This is a genomic window from Alcanivorax sp. 24, from assembly GCF_004360225.1.
GTDB classification, from domain to species: domain Bacteria; phylum Pseudomonadota; class Gammaproteobacteria; order Pseudomonadales; family Alcanivoracaceae; genus Alloalcanivorax; species Alloalcanivorax xiamenensis.
The window spans coordinates 98,766-118,361 of sequence record NZ_SNUA01000015.1 but is presented as its reverse complement, the minus strand read 5'-3'; the positions used below and the strand labels follow the sequence as shown (position 1 = coordinate 118,361).

20 protein-coding genes are annotated in these 19,596 nt (G+C 59.2%); 7 read left to right on the top strand and 13 right to left on the bottom strand.

What is annotated here, in order from left to right; all coding sequences use genetic code 11:
* Positions 1-584 precede the first annotated feature (584 nt).
* Complete coding sequence (locus E0L37_RS17785) at positions 585-1,484, bottom strand: TIGR01777 family oxidoreductase (protein ID WP_133493011.1); 900 nt, start codon at positions 1,482-1,484, stop codon at positions 585-587.
* Complete coding sequence (locus tag E0L37_RS17780) at positions 1,481-3,007, bottom strand: hypothetical protein (RefSeq protein ID WP_133493010.1); 1,527 nt, start codon at positions 3,005-3,007, stop codon at positions 1,481-1,483. Before E0L37_RS17780 ends, E0L37_RS17785 begins: the two co-directional genes overlap by 4 nt.
* A 787-nt stretch (positions 3,008-3,794) precedes the next feature.
* Between E0L37_RS17780 and E0L37_RS17775 the strand changes: the two genes are divergently transcribed.
* On the top strand, positions 3,795-4,034 hold the full coding sequence (locus E0L37_RS17775; protein ID WP_133493009.1) for a PA3496 family putative envelope integrity protein: 240 nt from the start codon (positions 3,795-3,797) through the stop codon (positions 4,032-4,034).
* 89 nt (positions 4,035-4,123) lie between these two features.
* Here the strand turns inward: E0L37_RS17775 and E0L37_RS17770 are convergent, their stop codons facing one another.
* From E0L37_RS17770 to E0L37_RS21780, 8 genes are all read right to left on the bottom strand, one after another.
* Positions 4,124-4,528, bottom strand: coding sequence for a DCC1-like thiol-disulfide oxidoreductase family protein (locus E0L37_RS17770; RefSeq protein ID WP_133493008.1), 405 nt, complete (start codon positions 4,526-4,528; stop codon positions 4,124-4,126).
* A gap of 51 nt (positions 4,529-4,579) precedes the next feature.
* Positions 4,580-5,299, bottom strand: a complete 720-nt coding sequence (locus tag E0L37_RS17765; protein ID WP_133493007.1) for a DUF4328 domain-containing protein — start codon at positions 5,297-5,299, stop codon at positions 4,580-4,582.
* Between the two features lie 31 nt (positions 5,300-5,330).
* Complete coding sequence (locus E0L37_RS17760; protein WP_133493006.1) at positions 5,331-5,891, bottom strand: GNAT family N-acetyltransferase; 561 nt, start codon at positions 5,889-5,891, stop codon at positions 5,331-5,333.
* A 26-nt stretch (positions 5,892-5,917) separates the two neighbouring features.
* Positions 5,918-6,709 (bottom strand): enhanced serine sensitivity protein SseB, encoded by a 792-nt coding sequence (sseB, locus tag E0L37_RS17755; RefSeq protein WP_133493005.1) that lies wholly within the window; start codon positions 6,707-6,709, stop codon positions 5,918-5,920.
* A 28-nt stretch (positions 6,710-6,737) separates the two neighbouring features.
* The gene (gene panB, locus E0L37_RS17750) at positions 6,738-7,523 is read right to left on the bottom strand and encodes a 3-methyl-2-oxobutanoate hydroxymethyltransferase (protein ID WP_133493004.1); all 786 of its coding nucleotides are present in this window, start codon (positions 7,521-7,523) and stop codon (positions 6,738-6,740) included.
* A gap of 136 nt (positions 7,524-7,659) precedes the next feature.
* Complete coding sequence (gene ykgO, locus E0L37_RS17745) at positions 7,660-7,800, bottom strand: type B 50S ribosomal protein L36 (RefSeq protein ID WP_133493003.1); 141 nt, start codon at positions 7,798-7,800, stop codon at positions 7,660-7,662.
* Positions 7,801-7,810: 10 nt separating this feature from the next.
* Positions 7,811-8,080: a type B 50S ribosomal protein L31 gene (locus E0L37_RS17740; protein WP_133493002.1), complete on the bottom strand. Its 270-nt coding sequence runs from the start codon at positions 8,078-8,080 to the stop codon at positions 7,811-7,813.
* Positions 8,081-8,157: 77 nt separating this feature from the next.
* Entirely contained in the window at positions 8,158-8,244 is an 87-nt protein-coding gene (locus tag E0L37_RS21780; protein WP_255433177.1) for a glyoxalase superfamily protein, read from the bottom strand.
* 223 nt (positions 8,245-8,467) lie between these two features.
* Here E0L37_RS21780 and E0L37_RS17735 point away from each other — a divergent pair, with 223 nt between their 5' ends.
* The 6 genes from E0L37_RS17735 (at position 8,468) to E0L37_RS17710 (ending at position 15,390) form a co-directional block, all read left to right on the top strand.
* A complete protein-coding gene (locus E0L37_RS17735) occupies positions 8,468-9,463 on the top strand; it encodes an MbnP family copper-binding protein (RefSeq protein WP_133493001.1) in 996 nt (331 codons plus the stop codon).
* Positions 9,464-9,476: 13 nt separating this feature from the next.
* Positions 9,477-10,676, top strand: a complete 1,200-nt coding sequence (locus E0L37_RS17730) for a methanobactin export MATE transporter MbnM (RefSeq protein WP_133493000.1) — start codon at positions 9,477-9,479, stop codon at positions 10,674-10,676.
* Positions 10,673-11,923 carry a hypothetical protein gene (locus E0L37_RS17725; protein WP_133492999.1) on the top strand — a complete coding sequence of 417 codons (1,251 nt, stop codon included), beginning with the start codon at positions 10,673-10,675 and terminating at the stop codon, positions 11,921-11,923. The genes E0L37_RS17730 and E0L37_RS17725 overlap by 4 nt, the downstream gene beginning before the upstream one ends.
* A gap of 134 nt (positions 11,924-12,057) precedes the next feature.
* Positions 12,058-13,467, top strand: coding sequence for a cytochrome c (locus E0L37_RS17720; RefSeq protein WP_133492998.1), 1,410 nt, complete (start codon positions 12,058-12,060; stop codon positions 13,465-13,467).
* Complete coding sequence (locus E0L37_RS17715) at positions 13,467-14,699, top strand: hypothetical protein (RefSeq protein WP_133492997.1); 1,233 nt, start codon at positions 13,467-13,469, stop codon at positions 14,697-14,699. The genes E0L37_RS17720 and E0L37_RS17715 overlap by 1 nt, the downstream gene beginning before the upstream one ends.
* Before the next feature lie 22 nt (positions 14,700-14,721).
* Positions 14,722-15,390 (top strand): c-type cytochrome, encoded by a 669-nt coding sequence (locus tag E0L37_RS17710; RefSeq protein WP_133492996.1) that lies wholly within the window; start codon positions 14,722-14,724, stop codon positions 15,388-15,390.
* A gap of 499 nt (positions 15,391-15,889) precedes the next feature.
* Here the strand turns inward: E0L37_RS17710 and sucD are convergent, their stop codons facing one another.
* From sucD to lpdA, 3 genes are all read right to left on the bottom strand, one after another.
* Positions 15,890-16,765, bottom strand: a complete 876-nt coding sequence (gene sucD / locus E0L37_RS17705; protein WP_133492995.1) for a succinate--CoA ligase subunit alpha — start codon at positions 16,763-16,765, stop codon at positions 15,890-15,892.
* Complete coding sequence (gene sucC / locus E0L37_RS17700) at positions 16,762-17,931, bottom strand: ADP-forming succinate--CoA ligase subunit beta (RefSeq protein ID WP_014995016.1); 1,170 nt, start codon at positions 17,929-17,931, stop codon at positions 16,762-16,764. The genes sucD and sucC overlap by 4 nt, the downstream gene beginning before the upstream one ends.
* Positions 17,932-18,093: 162 nt before the next feature.
* The gene (gene lpdA / locus E0L37_RS17695) at positions 18,094-19,533 is read right to left on the bottom strand and encodes a dihydrolipoyl dehydrogenase (RefSeq protein WP_133492994.1); all 1,440 of its coding nucleotides are present in this window, start codon (positions 19,531-19,533) and stop codon (positions 18,094-18,096) included.
* Between the last annotated feature and the right edge of the window lie 63 nt (positions 19,534-19,596).

The following is a 19,596-nucleotide window of genomic DNA, read 5'->3' as shown; positions in this document are numbered from 1 at the left end:
CGCTGTGGGAAGCTTGCTGGCAAGCGAATATCCCAACACCAGAGGGCCGGAACTCGCCAGCAAGCTGGTCTCCCACAGGTCTGCCACGAAGCCACTGTGGGAAGCTTGCTGGCAAGCGAGTATCCCAACACCAGAGGGCCGGAATTCGCCAGCAAGCGGGCCTCCCACGGATCCGCCACGAAGCCGCTGTGGGAAGCGGCCCGGGCGGCGCTCCGCTTGGCCGCGAATGCCCTGAGCCGTTGGCGATTCGCTTGCCAGCAAGCTTCCCACAGCGGCGCTGTAGCCACCTCTGAAGGGAGGTCTTCGAGGTAACCGGGCAATGCGGGAGCCCCCCGCCGGAGCGACCCTTCCCGCTAAACCGCGAGGAACCTTTTTTATGACCGCCGTCCATGGCGGTCACCCTGCGGGCCGTCGCACAGCAACGTTAAAAATTGCTCCCGGCAATTTTTTATGACCGCCGTCCATGGCGATCACCCTGCGGGCCGTCGCACAGCAACGTTAAAAATTGCTCCCGGCAATTTTTTATGACCGCAACGCCCGCAGCGCCGGGGTTTGACTTTAGCATCCGGCGTCTGGCGTCCGTCTCACACCAGATCGGCCAGGGCCTGTTCAAGGCGGGGATAACGGAACACGAACCCCTGCTCTTCCAGTCGACGGGGGTAGGCACGCTGCCCGCCGAGCATCAGTTGCGACATCTCGCCCAGTGCCAGTCGCAACACCGGCGCCGGCATCACCCAGGGCGCCGGGCGCCGCGCCGCCCTGGCCAGAGCACGATGAAACTCGCGCTGGGTCACCGGCTCCGGCGCGGTGACGTTGAACACACCTTCGACGCTGGGAGAAGTCAGGGCCCGGGCCAGAATCGCCAGCAGATCATCCTGGTGGATCCAGCTCAGCCATTGTTCGCCGCTGCCCAGACGCATCCCCAGACCGAACCGATAAGCGGGCAACAATCTGGCCAGCATGCCGCCGTTGGCGCCCAGCACCACGCCAGTGCGGACGATCACCAGCCGCATGCCCAGGCCGGTGACTTCGCGGGCGGCCTGCTCCCAGGCGTCGCAGAGCCGGTAGCCGAAGTCCTTGCGCCGGGCGGGGCTGCGCTCGGTCAGTTCGGCGTCACCAGCGTCGCCATAGAAGCCCACCGCCGAGCCGCTAACCATCACCGCCGGCGGGCGCCGCAAACGGCGCATCAGCGCCACCAGGTCATCGGTAACACCGACCCGCGAATCCAACAGTCGCTGTTTGCGCGCCGCGCTCCAGCGGCGGCTGAACAGGCTTTCGCCGGCCAGATTGACCACCGCATCCAGCGCTTCGTCATCGGCGATGTCATTGAACGAGGAAATAATCCGGGTGCCGGGCGGGCACGACGCCTGCGCCCGTTGCCGGCTCTGGCGACTGAGCACCACCAGCCGGTGGCCGTGACTGTGCAGATGATGTCCCAGGGCGCCGCCGATGAAACCGGTGCCGCCGGTCATCAGGATATTCACCTAACCGCCTCCATGGACACGATATCGGATAGTGCATGAAAGTATTCCACTGTGCCGGCGCCCACCGGCACAGTCAAAGTAATACGCCCGCCTTCCACCGCCTGCAAGCGTCCCTCCTGGGTTTTACCATCCCCGGTGGTGACCCGTACCAGGCGCCCCAGCAAGACCTGATAAGGCGTGTGCGGTTCCGCGGGATCACCGTGCGGCACCTCCGGTGGCAATGTAGCGGCGGCGGTCGCGGCCACTTGCCAGCGGCGGCCGTCATTGCTGCTCAGGCTGTCGATGAGGGTGCCGTCGACGGCGATCTCGGCACTACCGGCTCCCAGCGCCAGGCGCAGCCAGAGCCGGTCGCTGGCGACCCGGGTCAGCACCCCGGTGCGTTCCCGGCCACCGCTTTCGCGCACCGTCAGTTCACTGCCGGTCAACGGCGCCAGCACCAGCAGGTCGGTTAGTGGCACTGACGTGTCGGGTCCCGGCGGTGCCGGCGGTTTCGGCGGCGGTGGCGGTTCCGCCGTCGGCTGGCGGCCAGCGGTCATGGAGCCCGGTGTCACCGCCCAACCCACCGGGGTCTTCTCCAGGCCCAGTTGACGCCGTTCACGGCCACCATCGGAGCGGGTCAGACGAACCTCCACCCGGCCCTCGCCGGCGGCGCGGCGCAGAATCACGTTCTCCACTTCGACGTTTTGCAATACCCCTGCGGGAAACTGAGTCTGCAGATACTGCTCCGATACCCAGGCCAGGGTATCCGGGTGATCGAAACCGGCGTCCACGTCGCCATCCCGATAGCGCAGATGGTTGGTACGGGCGGTGAAGTCCCCCACCAGATAGCTGTTCGTCTGGTCAGGCAAGACCAGTTGGATAGTGCCGTTGAAGCCGCCGGGATCCCGTGGCGCCAGCGCCAGGTCAAGGCGATAGCCGTTACGGATGATGCGCGTTTCCGGGTATTGCTGGCCGGCCGGGGTCCAGGAAAGGTGGATTTCCGGCCCGCCCTCTTCCCAGGGAGAGACCAGCAGAGTACGGCGCTCGCGAATCGACGCCGTCGGCCAGCTCAAGAGCAGGCTGACGGACAGCTCGGGCAACACGCCGTCCCCCTGGTGTACCGTCAAGACGCCGTTGACCAGCGTCACTTGAGAGTTTTTCAGATCGGTGCCGTGCAATCGGCCGGTGAGCGGATGCCCCTCACCACGAGCCATCAGCAGGGCCGCCTCGGAAGAACGCACGAAGGGGCTGCTGGTAATGTCGGCGGCGCCGCTCACCACCTGACCGGACACCGGGGGAATCGCCGCGTTTTCCCGGTAGTCCACGTACATTAGCCCCAGGCCCGCCAAGGTGATGACCAATCCGGCGACCCGCAACAGGGCGAGCCGGCCATAGGCCTCCCAGTTTTCCTGAACCTGGTGTAACCCCGCCACCGGCAATACGAACAGGACCAGGCTATGGCCGTGCCAGGCGGCCTGCCTGATCAGCCCCACCGTGGCCATGACCGCCATGCTGACGCCCACTACCACCAGCCAATCCGCCATTGTCTTTTATCTCCCCAATCCCGGGTCCATGCCGCTCGCGGCCGCCCAAAAGGGCAGCTTACAAAGCCTCCCCGGAGCCCGCCAGCGTTTCCCTCGCCATCGGGGGATGGAGATCCCGGGCTTATGACCACGGTCACATAGCGCCGGACGCCGAAAGGCTTCCGTGCAGACCTGCCTCAGTGCCTCCCTCCATCAGGGACAGCGGAGCCGCGTTATGCCTTTACGGGAACGCCGTGAATACGTCCGAACGTCCCTGTTCGCCAGGGTCCCGCAAAGGCGTAACGCGGTTCCGCTTCGAGGTAACCGGAAAGTGCGGATGTTCTTTGGCCTTGGAGAGATAAATTCGAAGGCAGCTACAACGCCGCCGTGGGAAGCTTGCTGGCAAGCGAATGGGCTTTCGGACCCCAGGATTCGCTTGCAAGCAAGCTTCCCACAGCCGCTTCGTAGCCCCTTCCGTGGCAGCGGTCGACGTTGTTGGAGCCCAAAGTGCCGCGGTTCACTCGAAGCGGGTCAGTACGGAGGCCTTCCGGGACCCTGTTTGACAGGGACGTCAAACCAGGAGTCTACGGGGATGTATTCACGGCGATCCCGGAAGGCCTCCGTACTGACCCGCCCCCCCGATGGAGCTCCCCAGTCCGGTTATTCCACGATGAACCCAAAAAATACTTGTATCGGGGAAAGACAGAAGTTATATAGGCGCTGAGGTAGTCGGGTTGGGCGTTCCGTTCGCGGAGTCCCCCTTGGCACCCGGTTGTTTACGGCGCTTTCGTTACCGAAAGGAGGCCCCATGAGTAACCGCCGCGCTGACCGAGACTATGAATCGGAAGACCTGCTGATGAATGATGATTTTGACCTTGTCGATGACGACAACGGTGAGGAGCTCCAGGAGGAACGCAGTGCTCGCGCTCGCAGTTTCAACATGGACATGCGTCATCGTATCGAGGATCGGCTGGAGGAGCGCCGTCTGAAACGGGAACTTAGCGAGTACGAGTTTCTTGATTTTGAAGACGACGATACTCTGCACTGAACCTCACCGGCCTCCGTCGCCCTTCGGGGTTGACGGAGACAACCGGTCTCTTTTTATTTTTTTATTTCAAAAAACCGGAAAAACATTACCTAGAAGCGTTCATTGTTCGCTTTGCCCAGGTTATTGATTTTGCTTTTCCGCAGTGCTTTGAGTAACAGGTTACGCAGGGCGCGCAACACCGGATACAACACCGACGCCACCCTGGGTGAGCGGAACATCCAGTAATTCAAGCGGTTGAACACCCCGGAACGGCTGCCCATCAACGCCAGCGCGTGGATGGCGTCGGCACCGTAATAGAGTTGATCCCCGACCTTCAAAACCGTGCCCTGGTCAATGTCCCAGCCACGGGCGGTAATCTCGCGCAGAATCTCCGTGTCCTCGCGCGCGTCGACCAGTTGCAAGGAGCCAACGGCATCACGCAGGCGAACCCAGCGGCAATAGTTGTCGCAGGCGGGACATTGTTTGTCGTAGACCAGTACGATGTTCGATTCCATCACCGTCTCCTCCGGCGCCACTGTCCCATAATTTGCCTGCACGCAACACGCTCACACGCCACAAGCCGAGCGCTGCATGGCATGGATACGCCGGATCAATACCATTAACGCGAAAGCCAGCGGTATCTCCAAAAAGTCCGCCACCAGCGTCACCTGGCTAAGGAGCAGGTAGTCCTCCATGGAATTCGCATGCCGGGCCAGTTGCATGATGCCTGACCCCAGTGCCAGGGACAGCAACCACATCCCCCACCACACCGGCATCAGCATTGGCGTGGATTGGCGGTGCCAATCGGCGGGGGCGGCACTGGCACGCCAGATTTCCTTCATCGCCTGATAGGGTTTCCACATGCTGAGCACGGGGATGAAGTACCAGCCCACCGCCCAGCCCGGCGTGAACCGCATGTCCGCTGCCCCGAGCCTCCGGCAATTCTGGTTGGCGCGGTAGATCCAGCGGGCCACCAGGATCATGGCGGTGAGCAGAACGAGGGTTTGCACCAGACCGACCACTCCCTGGCGGAGATAACTGGCCTCGATAACCTGATCGCTCAACACCACGCCGTCGCGGAGTCGGAGCAATAGCCGATATTCCAGTAGTCCTGAAATAACCGCCACCGCCGCCATGGCCATATCCGCGTACAAAAAACGTTTCACCCATTTGGTCAGCGCACCGGTGTCGATCAACGCCTCCGGTCGCGGAGTTTTTTCCGACAGATCCGCTCGCGGCGGCGCGTAAGGCGCCCCCTCCCCCTGACTCGGGCTTCCCTGTTCCATTGTTCGGCTTCCCTTTTGGTTCGAATATTGACTACCGTCGACGCCAGTCCCCGGCGGACAGCCGGTAAAGACAGTGCTCCCGTATTGGCATGCCTTCCGGCACGCTGGGATGGTCGAAGGTATCCTCCTGCCGCGCCATGCCCAGCCGCTCCATCACCGCCTGGGAGCGGTAATTCAGCACACTGGTGAAAGCAACGATTTCCTCCAGCTCCAGGTTGTCGAAGCCGAACTCGAGCACCGCGGCCGCGGCTTCCGTGGCATAGCCATTGCCCCAGGCGTCGCGGCGCAGGCGCCAACCGATCTCCACGCAAGGCTGGAACGGCAGCATGACATTGGGAATATTGAGGCCAACAAATCCCAGAAACCGCTTCTGCTCCCGTTGCTCCAATGCCCAGAATCCCCACCCCCGCTCGGCGATCAACGCCTCGCAGTGATCCGCCATGGCCTGGCTCTGCGCCTCGTTCATGGTCTCGGGGAAGAATTGCATCACTTCCGGGTCCGCGTTCATGGCCGCGAACGGGGCACGATCCGCGGGCCGCCACTGGCGTAAACGCAGACGCTCGGTGTTCAGTTCGGCAACCGGTTGTTTCATCACTCCCTCCGAGGCAATGGTCTCTCTCAGGCGTTTCCACCCTTGAAGAAATTGCGCAGCCGGGATCCCCAGCGGCGCTGATAAAACGGCTCCACCTGTTCCACGAAATAACGGCTGAGCCCTTCGTCATTCTCCGCAATCCGGTACAGATCCACCGCCTTCCCCTTACTTACGGTATCGCCAATGACCTGACCGCATTCGCGCATCACCGGCTCGATATCCCCCTCCGCCTCGATACCGACCACCAGGGAGGGGTGCTCGCTGACGGAACGGTCGTGCATCAGTGTCAGAAAAGCGCGCTTCACGTTGCCGTGCTTGGCGAGCAGTTGGGTCAAGGAATCCACCATCGCGGCCGGATACTCGGCTGGCTGTCCCAACAACACCTCGGTGTCCTGCTCCACCGTACGCTGCTCCGGCGCACTGCCGACCCCCTCCTTCAACAGCCCCCGCACTTCCTCCGGCACGAATTCCTTGCCATAGGGCAGGCGCGGATTGAGATAGAGGGTCGCGCCCTCGGTCATTTCGAACAGGGAACGGGCCGTCAACGCCAGGTAGGACTGCTCCTCCTCAATGCCCTGCCTCAACACCTCCAGCGACGAGAAGAACGGAATCGCCGAGGTCCCGTCCTGCTTCTCCCATTGCGTCAGATTAACCTGGCTGCCGGCCTCCAGGGTGGTCTGCCCTTCACCGCCATTGGCGGTGCCCAGCACATAGACCGTGGATTCCAGCAGCCGCTGGTAGAATTCCGGCCGGTGGGCCGGTTCATCGGCGGCCAGCCGCAACAGGCGTTCCAGATCGTTTTCTTCCCTTTCCGTCATTAACGACATCCTTTATGTCATGCCTGCATCAGGCTTTCCCTGAACCGGTGAAAGCGATGATGTTGTTGGGGAACTCACGGGAGGCCACTTCGCTGGCGAAGTCCTCCGCCACTTGCAAAATGGTGCGGCTGACGTGAGCGTACTGCTTGGAGAACGGCGGCCAGTAGTCACCCAGCCCCAGGGCATCATTGATCACCAGTACCTGACCGTCGCAGTCCGGGCCGGCGCCGATACCGATGGTGGGAATCCGCAGGGTGCCGGTGAGCTCCGCACCGAGATTGTAGGGAATGTGCTCCAGCACGATCATGAAGGCACCGGCTTCCTGGATGGCGACGGCATCCTCCAGCACCTGCCTGGCTTCCTGTTCGGTGCGTCCCACCTTGGTGAAGCTCTTGGCGGTCTGCGGTGTCAGGCCAGTATGCCCGACCACCGCGATGCCGTTGTCCACCAGATGGCGGATCACCCCGGTCTTGGCGCCCTCCAGTTTGACGCTGTCGGCGCCGGCGGCGATCAGGCGGCGGGCGTTCCACAGTGCCGTGTCCGGGTCCTTGTCGGTCTCATACGGCAAATCGCCGATGATATGGGTTTCCGGCGCGCCGCGACGCACGGCGCCAACGTGATAGGTCATGTGATCAATGGTGACGTCACGGGTGCTGTCGAAGCCCATTTCCACCATACCGACGGTGTCGCCCACCAGGATCACCGGGATCGCCGCCCGCTCCAGAGCCCGGGCCACCGGGCAGGTGTAGGCGGTCAACATGGCGATGGGCGTCCGCCCTTTCATTTCCATCAAAGCCTGCGCGTGCTTTTTCATCACAAACCCCTCCTTCAGGGCGCCGTTAAAACGCCCTAACTTTGCCATAATTCAGGGCATGTTGGATAACGGAAGGGATTCGGGATAGGGATCCGCTGGTGGCGCGGCAACAGGGGCCGTTATTGAATAGCCACTGTTACTTGCGGGTTTTGGTTCCCTGTCTGGCTTTGAAACGGGGATTGGTCTTGCAGATCACATAGAGACGCCCTCGCCGCTTGACGATCTGGCAATCCGGGTGGCGGCTCTTGGCGGATTTCAACGAGCTGACGACTTGCATTGATGTTCCCTCATTTGGCGCGCGTGGGCCGGCTGCTCAACTTGCCGAAACGCTGTTGGAAACGAGCGACACGTCCCTCCGACGAGGCCTGACGCTGCTCCCCGGTGTAGAAGGGGTGGGAAGCGCTCGACACATCAAGCTCCACCAAGGGGTAGGTTTCTCCGTCATCCCATACGATCGTTTTATCCGACTGGCAGGTGGAACGAATCCTGAACGTGGCGCCACAGCTGGTATCACGGAAGATGACATAGTCATAGGGAGGGTGAATGTCTTTTTGCATATCTTACCTCTTACGTTATATCGTAACAATCACAATTAGAACCAATTCTCATTACCAAGTAAAGAGACAATATTGCCTCAAAAGCGGTGGAACCAGTGGAGGAGGAAGCCGAGAGGATCGTTATATAACTCCCGCGCCTTGGTCTCCTCAAAGATCCGCGGGATCGGAATTACAGACCCTGTTTTTTCCCTTTTTAAAGCAGCCTCTGAATAACAGCCCCAAAGCAGTCCAGGTCAATTCGTATCGTCTCATCAGTGCCGGTTCAGATGCGGCACGCTGCGACACTACGCCACATTTGCAACGTCCAGGGTCTATCTATACTGCCTACCCAATCTAACTTGGTCGCCACGAAGCGGCCCATCATAAACAAGGATCGGGGAACTCAAAATGCGCGCGACTTTTTTAGCGATTGCTGGTATCAGCATGGTAGTTAGTGGTTGTGGCGGGTCAAGTTCGTCTTCTTCCACCGGAGGCGGCGACGACATCAACCCGGATGTCTCAATATCCATCCCTTTCAATGCCACACTGGGCAATGACGCATTCGAGTGTGGAAAAGAATATCCCGGAATCGGTAGCAATGGTGGCAATATTGCCGTTGCCCATGATGCCAGACTGTTTATACACAATGTTCGGTTCGTCACCAACGACGACCGTGAAATTCCCATGGTCCTGGATGGCGACGACAACGGCGAAGCCACCGCCCAACAAAAACCCGGAGAAGGTATCGAGGGCATCGCCCTACTGGATCTGCGTGACAAAGGCGAAGGCTGCACCAGCGACGATGCCAACCCGGATTACAACGATTCCGTAACGGGCACTGCCGCCATCGCCAATGAAAACATTAAAGCTCTGCGGTTCTCTGTTGGTGTTCCCGCCAAATATAACCACATCGACGCTCAAGGTAATCAGCCTCAATTGGACCGAGAAACCGGAGAACCGATCGCCGGAACGGTGGCGGAAGGCCCACTCGCCGCCAGCGGGATGGGAGCCGGAGGTATGCATTGGAGCTGGGCCATGGGGTACGTTCATGCCCGTATCGAAGTGGAAGTTCCCAGTGCCGACGCGGGCATTTTTTACGTTCACCTAGGCAGCACCGAATGCGATGGCGAAGCGTCCTATGCCGAGCGTGTTTGTGCCAACGGCAACCGTCCGGAAGTAGAACTGAACGACTTCAACCCCGAACTGCACGGCATCAACGTGAACTTGGCCGCACTGCTCTCTGGTAACGACATCACCGTCAACCAAGGCGGCCCCGCCGGATGCATGTCCGGTCTTACCGACCTGGACTGCATCGGTATTTTCGAGCGATTGGAGCTGCCTTTTCCTGACGCGGACATGACCGGCGATTATCCGGCAGTGTTTTCCACATTTGAATTGCAATAAGTAGCTTGAGTTAGTGAACCGCCTATTCCTCGCTCTGGTTTTACCCGCCTCCTTGCTGCTATCCGGGTGCCCGGATAGCAGCACTGGCATCGATGACCAAGGCGCCTCCGTCTCCGATTTCGATTGGCATATGCCCGACTGGGTCCCCCTTCCAGTAGAACCGGACTATAACCCGATCACCGAAGCTAAATTCCAACTCGGCCGGTATCTTTTCTACGATACTGATCTATCCTCGGATGGCTCCATGAGTTGTGAATCCTGCCATCAACAAGACAAAGCCTTCACCGACGGGGTCGCGAGACCGACTGGCGTGACCGGCATGATTCACCCTCGAAATAGCCAGTCCATCGCCAACGCCGCGTGGGTCCGGACCCTGACCTGGGGCAACCCGACCTTGACCGATATCGAACAACAGATCGTGATTCCCTTATTCGGCATTGACCCGGTGGAAATGGGAGTCAACGAAGCCAATCAAGACCTGGTACTGTCACGATTGCAGCGCAAAACCGAATATCAGACACTTTTCGCTGAGGCCTTTCCAGATCAATCCGACCCCATGTATGACGAACAGGCCTGGCAGAACATTATCCATGCGCTGGCAAGCTTCGTGCGAGGCATGACATCATTTGGCAGCAATTATGATCTCTACACCGCCGGCCAAAGTGATGCGCTCAGCACCTCAGCCAAACGCGGAATGAATCTGTTCAACAGCGAAAAACTCGAGTGCTTTCACTGCCATGAAGGCTATACACTCACTGCATCCGTGCGTGACCGGCGCCGCACACCCAATATCCCCGCACCATTTTTCAACACCGGCTTGTACAATATTGACGGCATCAGTGCCTACCCCGAGCCTAATACAGGAAAACATGAGCTGACTGGAAAAACCTCCGACATGGGGCTATTCCGGCCGCAATCATTACGTAACATCGCTCTCACCGCCCCCTACAATCACGACGGCTCCACCGCGACGTTACGCGAAGTGATCCTCAACTATGCGGCAGGGGGACGAAACATTACCAGCGGCCCCAACACAGGTGATGGCCGCATGAACATTAACAAAGACCCTTTCATTGTCTCGTTTACCATCACTGAGCAAGAAATAGAGGACGTGGTTGCCTTTCTGGAATCGCTCACCGATTACGAGTTCATCAATAACCCACGTTACGCCAACCCCTGGCAGCCCCCAAAAGATCAGGACCTCACGCCATGATTCGACGTTTATCCGCCGCTCTTTTTCTGGCTCCAGCAACAGCGAGCGCCCATTACATTCCATCCACCGACGTACCCACCACGGTGGATGTGGGCATGGTCACCACATGGCGATCCTCAAGCCTGATTAATGACTACCAATATTGGCAAGTGCCCGGCACCTTGATGGGGGGGCATGCCTGGCCCGCGGAGAAGGGAGTGGAAGTGGACGAAATGACTCTGAGTCTGGCCCATCGGCTTGACCAGAATCTTTACGGTGTCGTTGAAGTAGGCAGCCATGCGGGAGACAGTGACGACCATGGCGGCGTGGAGCTTGAACATGCCTATGTCGGATGGGTGTGTTGCAGCGACTATGGCCCTTGGGTCGCGGAAGTGGGTCGCATGTCCGCACTATTTTCTCCAGCACTGGCTGAGCACGCTACGCAACGGCTGGCCAGCGAAGCCCCTCTTACCTTGGATGTACTCTTCGGGCGCCATTTTCACGATGACGGTGCACGCTTATGGTGGCACGAAACCGGTGGCATCTCCGCAGGCGCGGAAATCTGGCGCGGAAAGGCCTACCCAGCCACCGACACCAGTGATGGAGGGGCCTGGGATGTTTTTGCCCGATACAACTGGCGCGGTGAAAGGCTATCCTGGGAAACCGGCGCTTGGTTCTACAGCGCAGCAGCCGAGGCCCGGGCCGATCACCGTTATGGTGGCGGTCACCAGCATGTACCCGTTGCCCCACCTGGAGAAACCGCAACGGCATTTTCAGATATCCGGTTTACAGGCGACTCCGATATTTACGGCGTGCATGCACGTGTGAATTACCGCCTGAGCCAGGATATCACCCTGGCGCTGGATGGCGAATGGATACATGCGAATCTCGATGGCGTGCTTCATGACAGCATCGGCCGCCAAGCCGATCTTGACGGAGACCAGAGTGGGGGCTGGATTCAACCGAGCTTGCGTTGGCGTCGGCACACATTTGGCGTAAGGGCGGAGTATCTAACCACCGACAACACCGTCGTCGGCCCGGCCGCGCCGCAGTTAGCAGAGGAATCCGGCCTCGCCAACCCAGACGACCATGATCCAAGGCGTTTCACCGTCATCTGGCATTGGCAATGGCGAGACAATATCGCCTTGCGAGCGGAAGCCATTCGCGATGAATCGCTTACCGAAACCGATAACCGCTGGACTCTCGGCGTCATTTGGCGGCAACGTCTGTGGCCTGGTAAAACCAAGTCATCTCATCATCATCGCTAACTCCCTGCCTGCCCTGCGGCCGATTGTCACATGTGACACTGTGTCTCAGGGCAAGGTCACTCCTTATAAGTAGTATATCGCAGCGTACTTGCTAACCCTTTAGGGAAACGTCTTTTAGCCGCGAGATCAATACTATGGATATGCTTGGAATGTACCCCACATTCTACGTCCCGGAGATTGGCTCTGCCTGGGTGATGGGAATCATTGGTACTATCCATGTTGTTGCTTCGCACACTTCGGTGGGTGCGGCCTTTCTCTTTGCCCTACTCGCCACCAAAGCCTATCGAGAATCCCGTCCCGAACTGATGGACTATGTTAAAAGGTATGGGAAAGTACTTCTTGTTTTCTCCTATATTATTGGCTCCGTAACTGGAGTTGGCATCTGGTACGCCATTACCATCGCAAGCCCGCGCGGTACCGCCGGTTTGATCCACAACTTCGTCTGGGTCTGGGCGGCCGAATGGGTGTATTTCACGGTAGAAGTCATTGGCGTTTACGCCCTGGTTTATCTTATCGAAAAAGTAGACCGGTTAACCCACTTGAAGTTGACTTGGGCATTCGCTCTCGCTTCCTGGGCCACCATGCTGTTAATCGTCGGCATCCTTTCTTTCATGATGTGGCCCGGGAATGACAGCTGGTACCTAACCGGCTCGACCAACGACGCATTCTATAATATAAACTTCTTCGCGCATCTTGGCGTGCGCACCGGATCGATGCTCGTCATGGCGGTCATTGTCGGCTTAATGATCGCCGGATCGATGCGAGAAAAGTCCCCCGCTTTAAGGATTGAAGCAGTCCGTACCATTGTTCCAATGGGCATCTTGGGCGGCGCTTTAGCAGTCTTGATGTTCTTCTACTACCTGGAGACGCTCCCCTACAACGCCAAGGTCATGCTTCATAGCCACCTTTTGCCCCGGTACGCAGCAGGTATGGTATTAGTGGTTACCATCACGTTTATTTACTTTCTGGCAGCATGGGCAAAACCTCTTTTTCTACGAAATTGGATCACCGTCCCTCTTTTTCTCTTTGTCGCGATTATCGGTGTATGGCCTGAAGAACGGACTCGGGAGAGCATGCGTAAACCCTATGTGGCTGGTCAATACATCTACGGGAACCAGACTATAGCTCGCGATGTTCCCGGTAAGGGCATCCTGTCAGAGATAGAGCACATCTCCAAACACGGGATACTTGGTATTCACCCGTTTATTCCTGAGACATTGCGTACTGTCAGCGAAGAGAATCGCCGGGAAGTTGGAGAGCTTCTTGCCAAGATTTCATGCGGGAATTGCCACTCTTTGGAGCCAGGAAGCCCCTTGCGTAACCTTCCCGACAAGTTCCACGGCAGCACCGATGTGGAGCTGATAGCAGCATTCATCAATGGGCCTTTAAAAAACGGATCAGTGCCTTACATGCCACGTATCGACCTGCCCGAGCAGGAGACATATGCCATAGCGACGTTCATCGCCAGCCAAAACCTTGGTGAGCGAAACCGTCCATCCATGCCAGTCGACACCACTCAATCAGGCGCCACGGGAGAGCAATAATGGAGGCGGATGTTGGTTTTATTCTCAACACCATGCGTGATCCGGCGGGCATACCCGCCCCACCCTGGTTATTTCAAGTTCTGATGGTTCTTACCTGGGTCGCCCACATCGCATTTGTCTTGGTCACATTAGGCGCCGCCGCATTGTCGATTGTCGCCTTTTACTTGCGTCATCATCACCCACATTGGCAGCAACTTTCTATCGCGATGACAAAAGGTGCCAAGATAGGCGTGTCACTGCTTATCGTTCTGGGTGTTGCTCCGTTGCTGTTCACGCAAGTCATCTATGACCCTCAGTGGTATACGGCAAGCGTGCTTTCAGCTCGCTGGTTGATCATCTTTATCTTCACCCTCATTATTGGATATTGTTCCTGGTTTGTTTTTTATTACAGCAATAAACCGGAAGCTCAGACGCGACTAGGACTATTTGCTCTGCTCGGCCTCGGCCTATTTTTACTGGACGGGCTGATCATGCATGTTCTCGCCTACCAGTCGCTACAACCAGACCAATGGATGAATTGGTATGCGCCGAATGGCCAGGTTGACACCCGTGGTGCCAGCTTGCATGCCATCCAATGGTCGCGCTTCCTATTCATCATAAGCTTGTCGGCGCCAGCGCTTGCCCTTTACTTGCTGGCTTATGCCGACTACTACTCACGGCGCAGCGACCGCCCCAAGGACTATCGGGACTTTGTCAGGCAACTAGGTCGCCGCATTGGCAAGGTGGGTTGCCTGATTTCTTTGCCTTTGCTGTTCTGGTGGCTACTCGATCTTCCCGGGCACCTGTCCACCTCAGCTCACACACCAGGCTGGTTGTTGGCCGGAGCCCTGATCATCCTGGCAATTCAGATTGATCGCCTCGGCTCACTCCCTGGCCGCGGCTACCTGCTGCTATTCAGTGGACTGATTCCACTGGGGCTGATGGCGCTATGGCGTGAAGTGATTCGCGTCCATGCGATGAAACCGTTCGGATATGACATCCACGACTATACCGTGCACGCGGACTTGCCCTCCACGATCCTTTTCTTTCTCACTCTACTTGGCATCGGAGGCATCTTTGGGGGGTTTCTCGTGTTACTGCTCTACCGAGCCGGCCAAGTGGAAGGCAAGTACCAAGCCGATCGCACCATCGCCCGTCTCGGCACGCTTTCAGTTGTGGTGCTCGGGCTCTGGATCACCGTGTTTTTCGTATACGGCTTCTCCATCTGGGTCCGCCACGCGATTGGTTTTTAATATCTATCACGAGATAAAGACTATGACACATCTCCGAATTGTGATTATGGCGATGGCCATAATCGGTAGTCCCGCTTCGGGCCAAGCCGTGGATGTCGCCGCTGGCCAAAAGAAAGCCCGAGCTTGTTTTGCTTGCCACGGAGAGGACGGCATCGCCGTGATCCCAGGCACTCCTCATCTCGCAGGTCAGGATCACGACTATCTGGCCAAGGCGTTGCGTGATTATCAACGAGGCCACCGGCAGGATCCGACCATGAGATCGATGGCCGCGTCATTGACCGACCAGGACATTCTCAATATCGCGGCATATTTCAGTCTCGCCATCCGCGACGAAAAAAATAGGCGCGTCGCCGATGCATTGGCACTGGCGCAAAGACTCCAAACGGTAGGAACTGTTCGAGTAAAACCCACGCCCTCCTCAAGCACTACGCAAGCACAGTCCAGCGTCTCCACCAACCCTAGGCAGCTCTATCAAACGCACTGCGCGGCCTGCCATTCCACCGGTGCCGCTGGCGCGCCGAAAGTTGGCGAATCCTCACAGTGGGCTTCAAGAATCGCACAGGGCCGGGAGTCCTTACTCAAACATGCGACGGAAGGACTCGGAGCCATGCCCGCCAAGGGTTTATGCCAGAGCTGCAGTGCGGAAGACCTCACCGCCATTATTGACTACATGCTTGAGGAAAGCCGGTAATCAAACAGCACGAACGTCACCGACTAGCTTTCCCCACCAAATCGACTAGGGGGCCTTCGCCCCGTCCTCGCTCGCGCGGTGACACGCTCGCGCTTTCTGCAACCCGGCCTCATCAACGCACGCGGCCATGTCGCCGGGCGTTTCCACTCGCCACGGTAGCCCTCTCAGCTTTCGACACAGGCAACCATCCACCGTTTCCAAACACGCTTGGACGTGGTGAGTTGGAAGTTCAGCACCCAGCCCCGCAGGATCGGCGCCAGTACGTCGAGGGTATACGACAGCAAACAGCCCTGGCCACGAGGCAGCCGTTGCGCGCTCTCCGGCGACACCCGCAACCGTGTTCAGCGGTGCCACGTCACGCTGTAGCCCAGGAAGCGATGACGTCTCGGCGGGCCGGCATGGCGCCAGGCAGGCATGGCGCCCCATAAAACAACGCCCCAGCAAGCCGGGGCGTTGAGTTGAGTGGACAGGAAAAACCAGCCTTTACTTAACGTGACATTTACCAGCCGGTGGCTTTCTTCACACCTTCGCCGATTTCCGCCGGGTTGCGCACGGTGACCACACCGGCGGCTTCCAGAGCGGCGAACTTCTCGTCCGCGGTGCCCTTGCCACCAGCGATGATCGCACCGGCGTGGCCCATGCGCTTGCCCGGAGGCGCGGTGACACCGGCGATGTAGCTGACCACCGGCTTGGTCACGTGCTCCTTGATGTAGGCAGCGGCTTCATCTTCCGCGGTACCGCCGATCTCACCCACCATGACGATGGCTTCGGTCTGCGGATCGTTCTGGAACATTTCCAGCGCGTCGATGAAGGTAGTGCCCGGGATCGGGTCACCACCAATACCGATACAGGTGGACTGACCGTAACCCAGCTTGGTGGTCTGGTTGACCGCTTCGTAGGTCAGGGTGCCGGAACGGGAGACGATGCCCACTTTACCCGGCTTGTGGATGTGACCGGGCATGATGCCGATCTTGCACTCGCCCGGAGTGATCACACCGGGGCAGTTCGGACCGATCAGGCGCACACCGCCCTTACGGACGATGTATTCTTTCACGTACAGCATATCGAGAGCCGGAATGCCTTCGGTGATGCAGACGATCAGCTCGATGCCCGCGTCAGCGGCTTCGATGATGGAGTCCTTGCAGAACGCCGCCGGTACGTAGATCACGGAGGCGGTGGCGCCGGTTTCCTTGACCGCGTCGGCCACGGTGTTGAAGACCGGCAGGCCCAGGTGGGTCTGACCACCCTTGCCCGGGGTCACGCCGCCGACCATTTGAGTACCGTACTCAATGGCCTGCTCGGAGTGGAAGGTGCCCTGACTGCCGGTAAAACCCTGGCAGATCACCTTGGTGTTCTTGTCGATCAATACGCTCATTTGGCACCTCCCGCCGCTTTCACCACCTGCTCGGCGGCGTCGTCAAAACTCTTGGCGGCGATGATGTTCATGCCGCTGTCGGCCAGCTTCTGCGCGCCCAGCTCGGCGTTGTTGCCTTCCAGACGCACCACCACCGGCACCTCGACGCCCACTTCTTCCACCGCGCCGATGATGCCTTCGGCGATCAGGTCACAGCGGACGATACCGCCGAAGATGTTCACCAGAACCGCTTGCACCTGGTCGTCGGAGAGGATGATCTTGAACGCTTCGGTAACACGCTCTTTAGTGGCACCGCCGCCCACATCCAGGAAGTTGGCGGGCTGGCCGCCCTTGAGCTTGACCAGGTCCATGGTGCCCATGGCCAGGCCGGCGCCGTTCACCATGCAGCCGATGTTGCCTTCCAGAGCCACGTAGTTGAGCTCCCACTCGGCGGCGCGACGCTCACGCTCGTCTTCCTGGGAGGGATCTTCCAGCGCCTTGATGTCCGGGTGGCGGAACAGCGCGCTGCCATCCACGTTGATCTTGGCGTCCAGGCAGTGCAGATCACCCTGCTCGGTGACCACCAGCGGGTTGACCTCGATCAGCGCCAGGTCCTTGTCGTCGAACAGTTTGGCCAGACCGGTGAAGATCTTGGCGAACTGGTTGACTTGCTTGCCTTCCAGCCCCAGCTGGAACGCGATCTGGCGGGCCTGGTAGGGCTGCGCGCCGACCAGCGGATCGACTTCCGCCTTGAGGATTTTTTCCGGGGTTTCCTCGGCGACTTTCTCGATTTCCACGCCGCCCTCGGTGGACGCCATGAACACCACGCGGCGGGTGGCGCGATCCAGTACCGCACTGAGGTACAGCTCTCTTGCGATGTCGGTGCAGGTTTCCACCAGAATTTTGGAAACCGGCTGGCCGTGCTCGTCGGTCTGGAACGTCACCAGACGCTGGCCCAGCCATTTCTTGGCGAATTCCGCCGCTTCCTCGGCGCTGTCGACCAACTTCACGCCGCCAGCCTTACCGCGGCCACCGGCGTGTACCTGGGCCTTGACGACCCATTTGTCACCACCAATTTCCTTCGTCTTGGCGGCGACCTCTTCGGGGGTGTCGCAGGCGAAGCCTTTGGAAACCGGCAGGCCGTAATCAGCAAACAGCTGTTTCGACTGATACTCGTGGAGGTTCATGCCATTAATTCCGTCGTTGATGAAAGATCAAAAGGCGGGACGGCGTGGCACGCCAACAACCGACGAAGTTTCGCGTTTGCGCCGACGGCTCCCTCGGGAGCACGGCGGTGCAAACACACTACGTCCGATATCGGCCAGCGCGGCACGCCGGAAGCCCGACTTTTATTTCTTGCGGCGCCGTTGCGCCACATGGATGGCCTTGTAATCCGTGGCCAGAGCCGCTTCGTGCACGGTCTCGGACAGGCTCGGGTGACCGAACACCATCAATTGCAGATCTTCGATGCTGGCGCCGAATTCCAGGGAAATAACGCCCTGTTGCACCAACTCGGAAGCCTGGGGACCAAGCACGTGCATGCCCAGAACGCGGTCGCTTTTCTCGTCCACCACGAACTTCACCATACCGGCGGATTCACCGGCGGCCAGAGCACGCCCATTGGCGGCGAAGGGGACCACCCCGGTTTTGTAGGGCTCCCCGGATTCCTTCACTTCTTCCTCGGTTTTACCAACCCACGCCACTTCCGGGTGGGTATAAATCACGCCGGGGACGGCGTCGTAGTTGACCTGGGTGTGCTCACCCGCGATCACTTCCGCCACCATGACCCCTTCTTCAATGGCCTTGTGGGCCAGGGCCGGCCCCCGCACCAGATCACCGATGGCGTACACACCGGGGACGTCGGTACGGCACTGGTTGTCGACGTAAATGAAGTTACGCTCATCCAGGGTCACACCGGCATCCTGACTGAGCAGGCCTTCGGTATAGGGACGGCGGCCAACGGCCACGATCAAACGATCGAAGGTTTCCTCGTGCTCGCCGTCACCGTCGGTATAGGTAACGCGAACGGAATTTTTGTTTTTCTTGCTGCCAGTGACCCGGGCACCGAGGTGAATGTCCAGGCCCTGTTTGGTGAACTGTTTCAGCGCTTCCTTGGCGACTTGCTGATCCACCGCCGGCAGGAAGGTATCCACCGCTTCCAGCACGGTCACCTGGCTGCCCAGGCGTGCCCAGACGCTGCCCAGCTCCAGGCCGATGACGCCGGCGCCGATCACGCCCAGTTTCTTGGGCACGCTGGTGAATTCCAAGGCACCGGTGGAATCGACGATAATCTGCTGGTCCACTTCCGCCACCGGAATGTCGATCGGCACGGAGCCCGCGGCCAGGATCACGTTGTCCGCTTCCAGGGTCTGCTCGTCCCCTTCCAGCGGCGTGAACGCCACCTGTTTGTTGGCTTTGAGCTGGCCGGTACCTTGCAGCCAGTCCACTTTGTTGGCTTTGAACAGCTGGGCGATACCACCGGTCAGCTGCAGGACGATTTTGTCCTTGCGCTGCAGCATGGTGTCCAGGTCCAGGTTCAGTTTGCCAACACCGATACCGTGATCGGAGAAGGCTTCCTCGGCTTCATGGTATTTCCAGGAGGAGTCCAGCAGCGCCTTGGAGGGGATACACCCCACGTTCAGGCAGGTGCCGCCAAGAGCCGGATCACCCTGCTTGTTGATGCGTTTCTCGATGCAGGCGGTTTTGTAACCCAATTGCGCGGCGCGAATCGCGGCGACGTAGCCGCCCGGTCCACCGCCGATGACGATGACGTCGTATTTGTCAGCCATAACCAGTCCCTTTATGCGTCGGGGCCACCGGCGCGGGGCGCGGGGCCCCTTCGCCGGCGCCGG

What these genes read in the sequence shown, in the direction of transcription:
- E0L37_RS17765 (WP_133493007.1), bottom strand. Translation starts at nt 5,299, where the DNA reads ATGGAACAGGGAAGCCCGAGTCAGGGGGAGGGGGCGCCTTACGCGCCG.
- sucD (WP_133492995.1), bottom strand. Translation starts at nt 16,765, where the DNA reads ATGAGCGTATTGATCGACAAGAACACCAAGGTGATCTGCCAGGGTTTT.
- sseB (WP_133493005.1), bottom strand. Translation starts at nt 6,709, where the DNA reads ATGACGGAAAGGGAAGAAAACGATCTGGAACGCCTGTTGCGGCTGGCC.
- lpdA (WP_133492994.1), bottom strand. Translation starts at nt 19,533, where the DNA reads ATGGCTGACAAATACGACGTCATCGTCATCGGCGGTGGACCGGGCGGC.
- ykgO (WP_133493003.1), bottom strand. Translation starts at nt 7,800, where the DNA reads ATGCAAGTCGTCAGCTCGTTGAAATCCGCCAAGAGCCGCCACCCGGAT.
- E0L37_RS17710 (WP_133492996.1), top strand. Translation starts at nt 14,722, where the DNA reads ATGACACATCTCCGAATTGTGATTATGGCGATGGCCATAATCGGTAGT.
- E0L37_RS17725 (WP_133492999.1), top strand. Translation starts at nt 10,673, where the DNA reads ATGATTCGACGTTTATCCGCCGCTCTTTTTCTGGCTCCAGCAACAGCG.
- E0L37_RS17735 (WP_133493001.1), top strand. Translation starts at nt 8,468, where the DNA reads ATGCGCGCGACTTTTTTAGCGATTGCTGGTATCAGCATGGTAGTTAGT.
- E0L37_RS17740 (WP_133493002.1), bottom strand. Translation starts at nt 8,080, where the DNA reads ATGCAAAAAGACATTCACCCTCCCTATGACTATGTCATCTTCCGTGAT.
- E0L37_RS17760 (WP_133493006.1), bottom strand. Translation starts at nt 5,891, where the DNA reads ATGAAACAACCGGTTGCCGAACTGAACACCGAGCGTCTGCGTTTACGC.
- panB (WP_133493004.1), bottom strand. Translation starts at nt 7,523, where the DNA reads ATGAAAAAGCACGCGCAGGCTTTGATGGAAATGAAAGGGCGGACGCCC.
- E0L37_RS17770 (WP_133493008.1), bottom strand. Translation starts at nt 4,528, where the DNA reads ATGGAATCGAACATCGTACTGGTCTACGACAAACAATGTCCCGCCTGC.
- E0L37_RS17780 (WP_133493010.1), bottom strand. Translation starts at nt 3,007, where the DNA reads ATGGCGGATTGGCTGGTGGTAGTGGGCGTCAGCATGGCGGTCATGGCC.
- E0L37_RS17720 (WP_133492998.1), top strand. Translation starts at nt 12,058, where the DNA reads ATGGATATGCTTGGAATGTACCCCACATTCTACGTCCCGGAGATTGGC.
- E0L37_RS17775 (WP_133493009.1), top strand. Translation starts at nt 3,795, where the DNA reads ATGAGTAACCGCCGCGCTGACCGAGACTATGAATCGGAAGACCTGCTG.
- sucC (WP_014995016.1), bottom strand. Translation starts at nt 17,931, where the DNA reads ATGAACCTCCACGAGTATCAGTCGAAACAGCTGTTTGCTGATTACGGC.
- E0L37_RS17715 (WP_133492997.1), top strand. Translation starts at nt 13,467, where the DNA reads ATGGAGGCGGATGTTGGTTTTATTCTCAACACCATGCGTGATCCGGCG.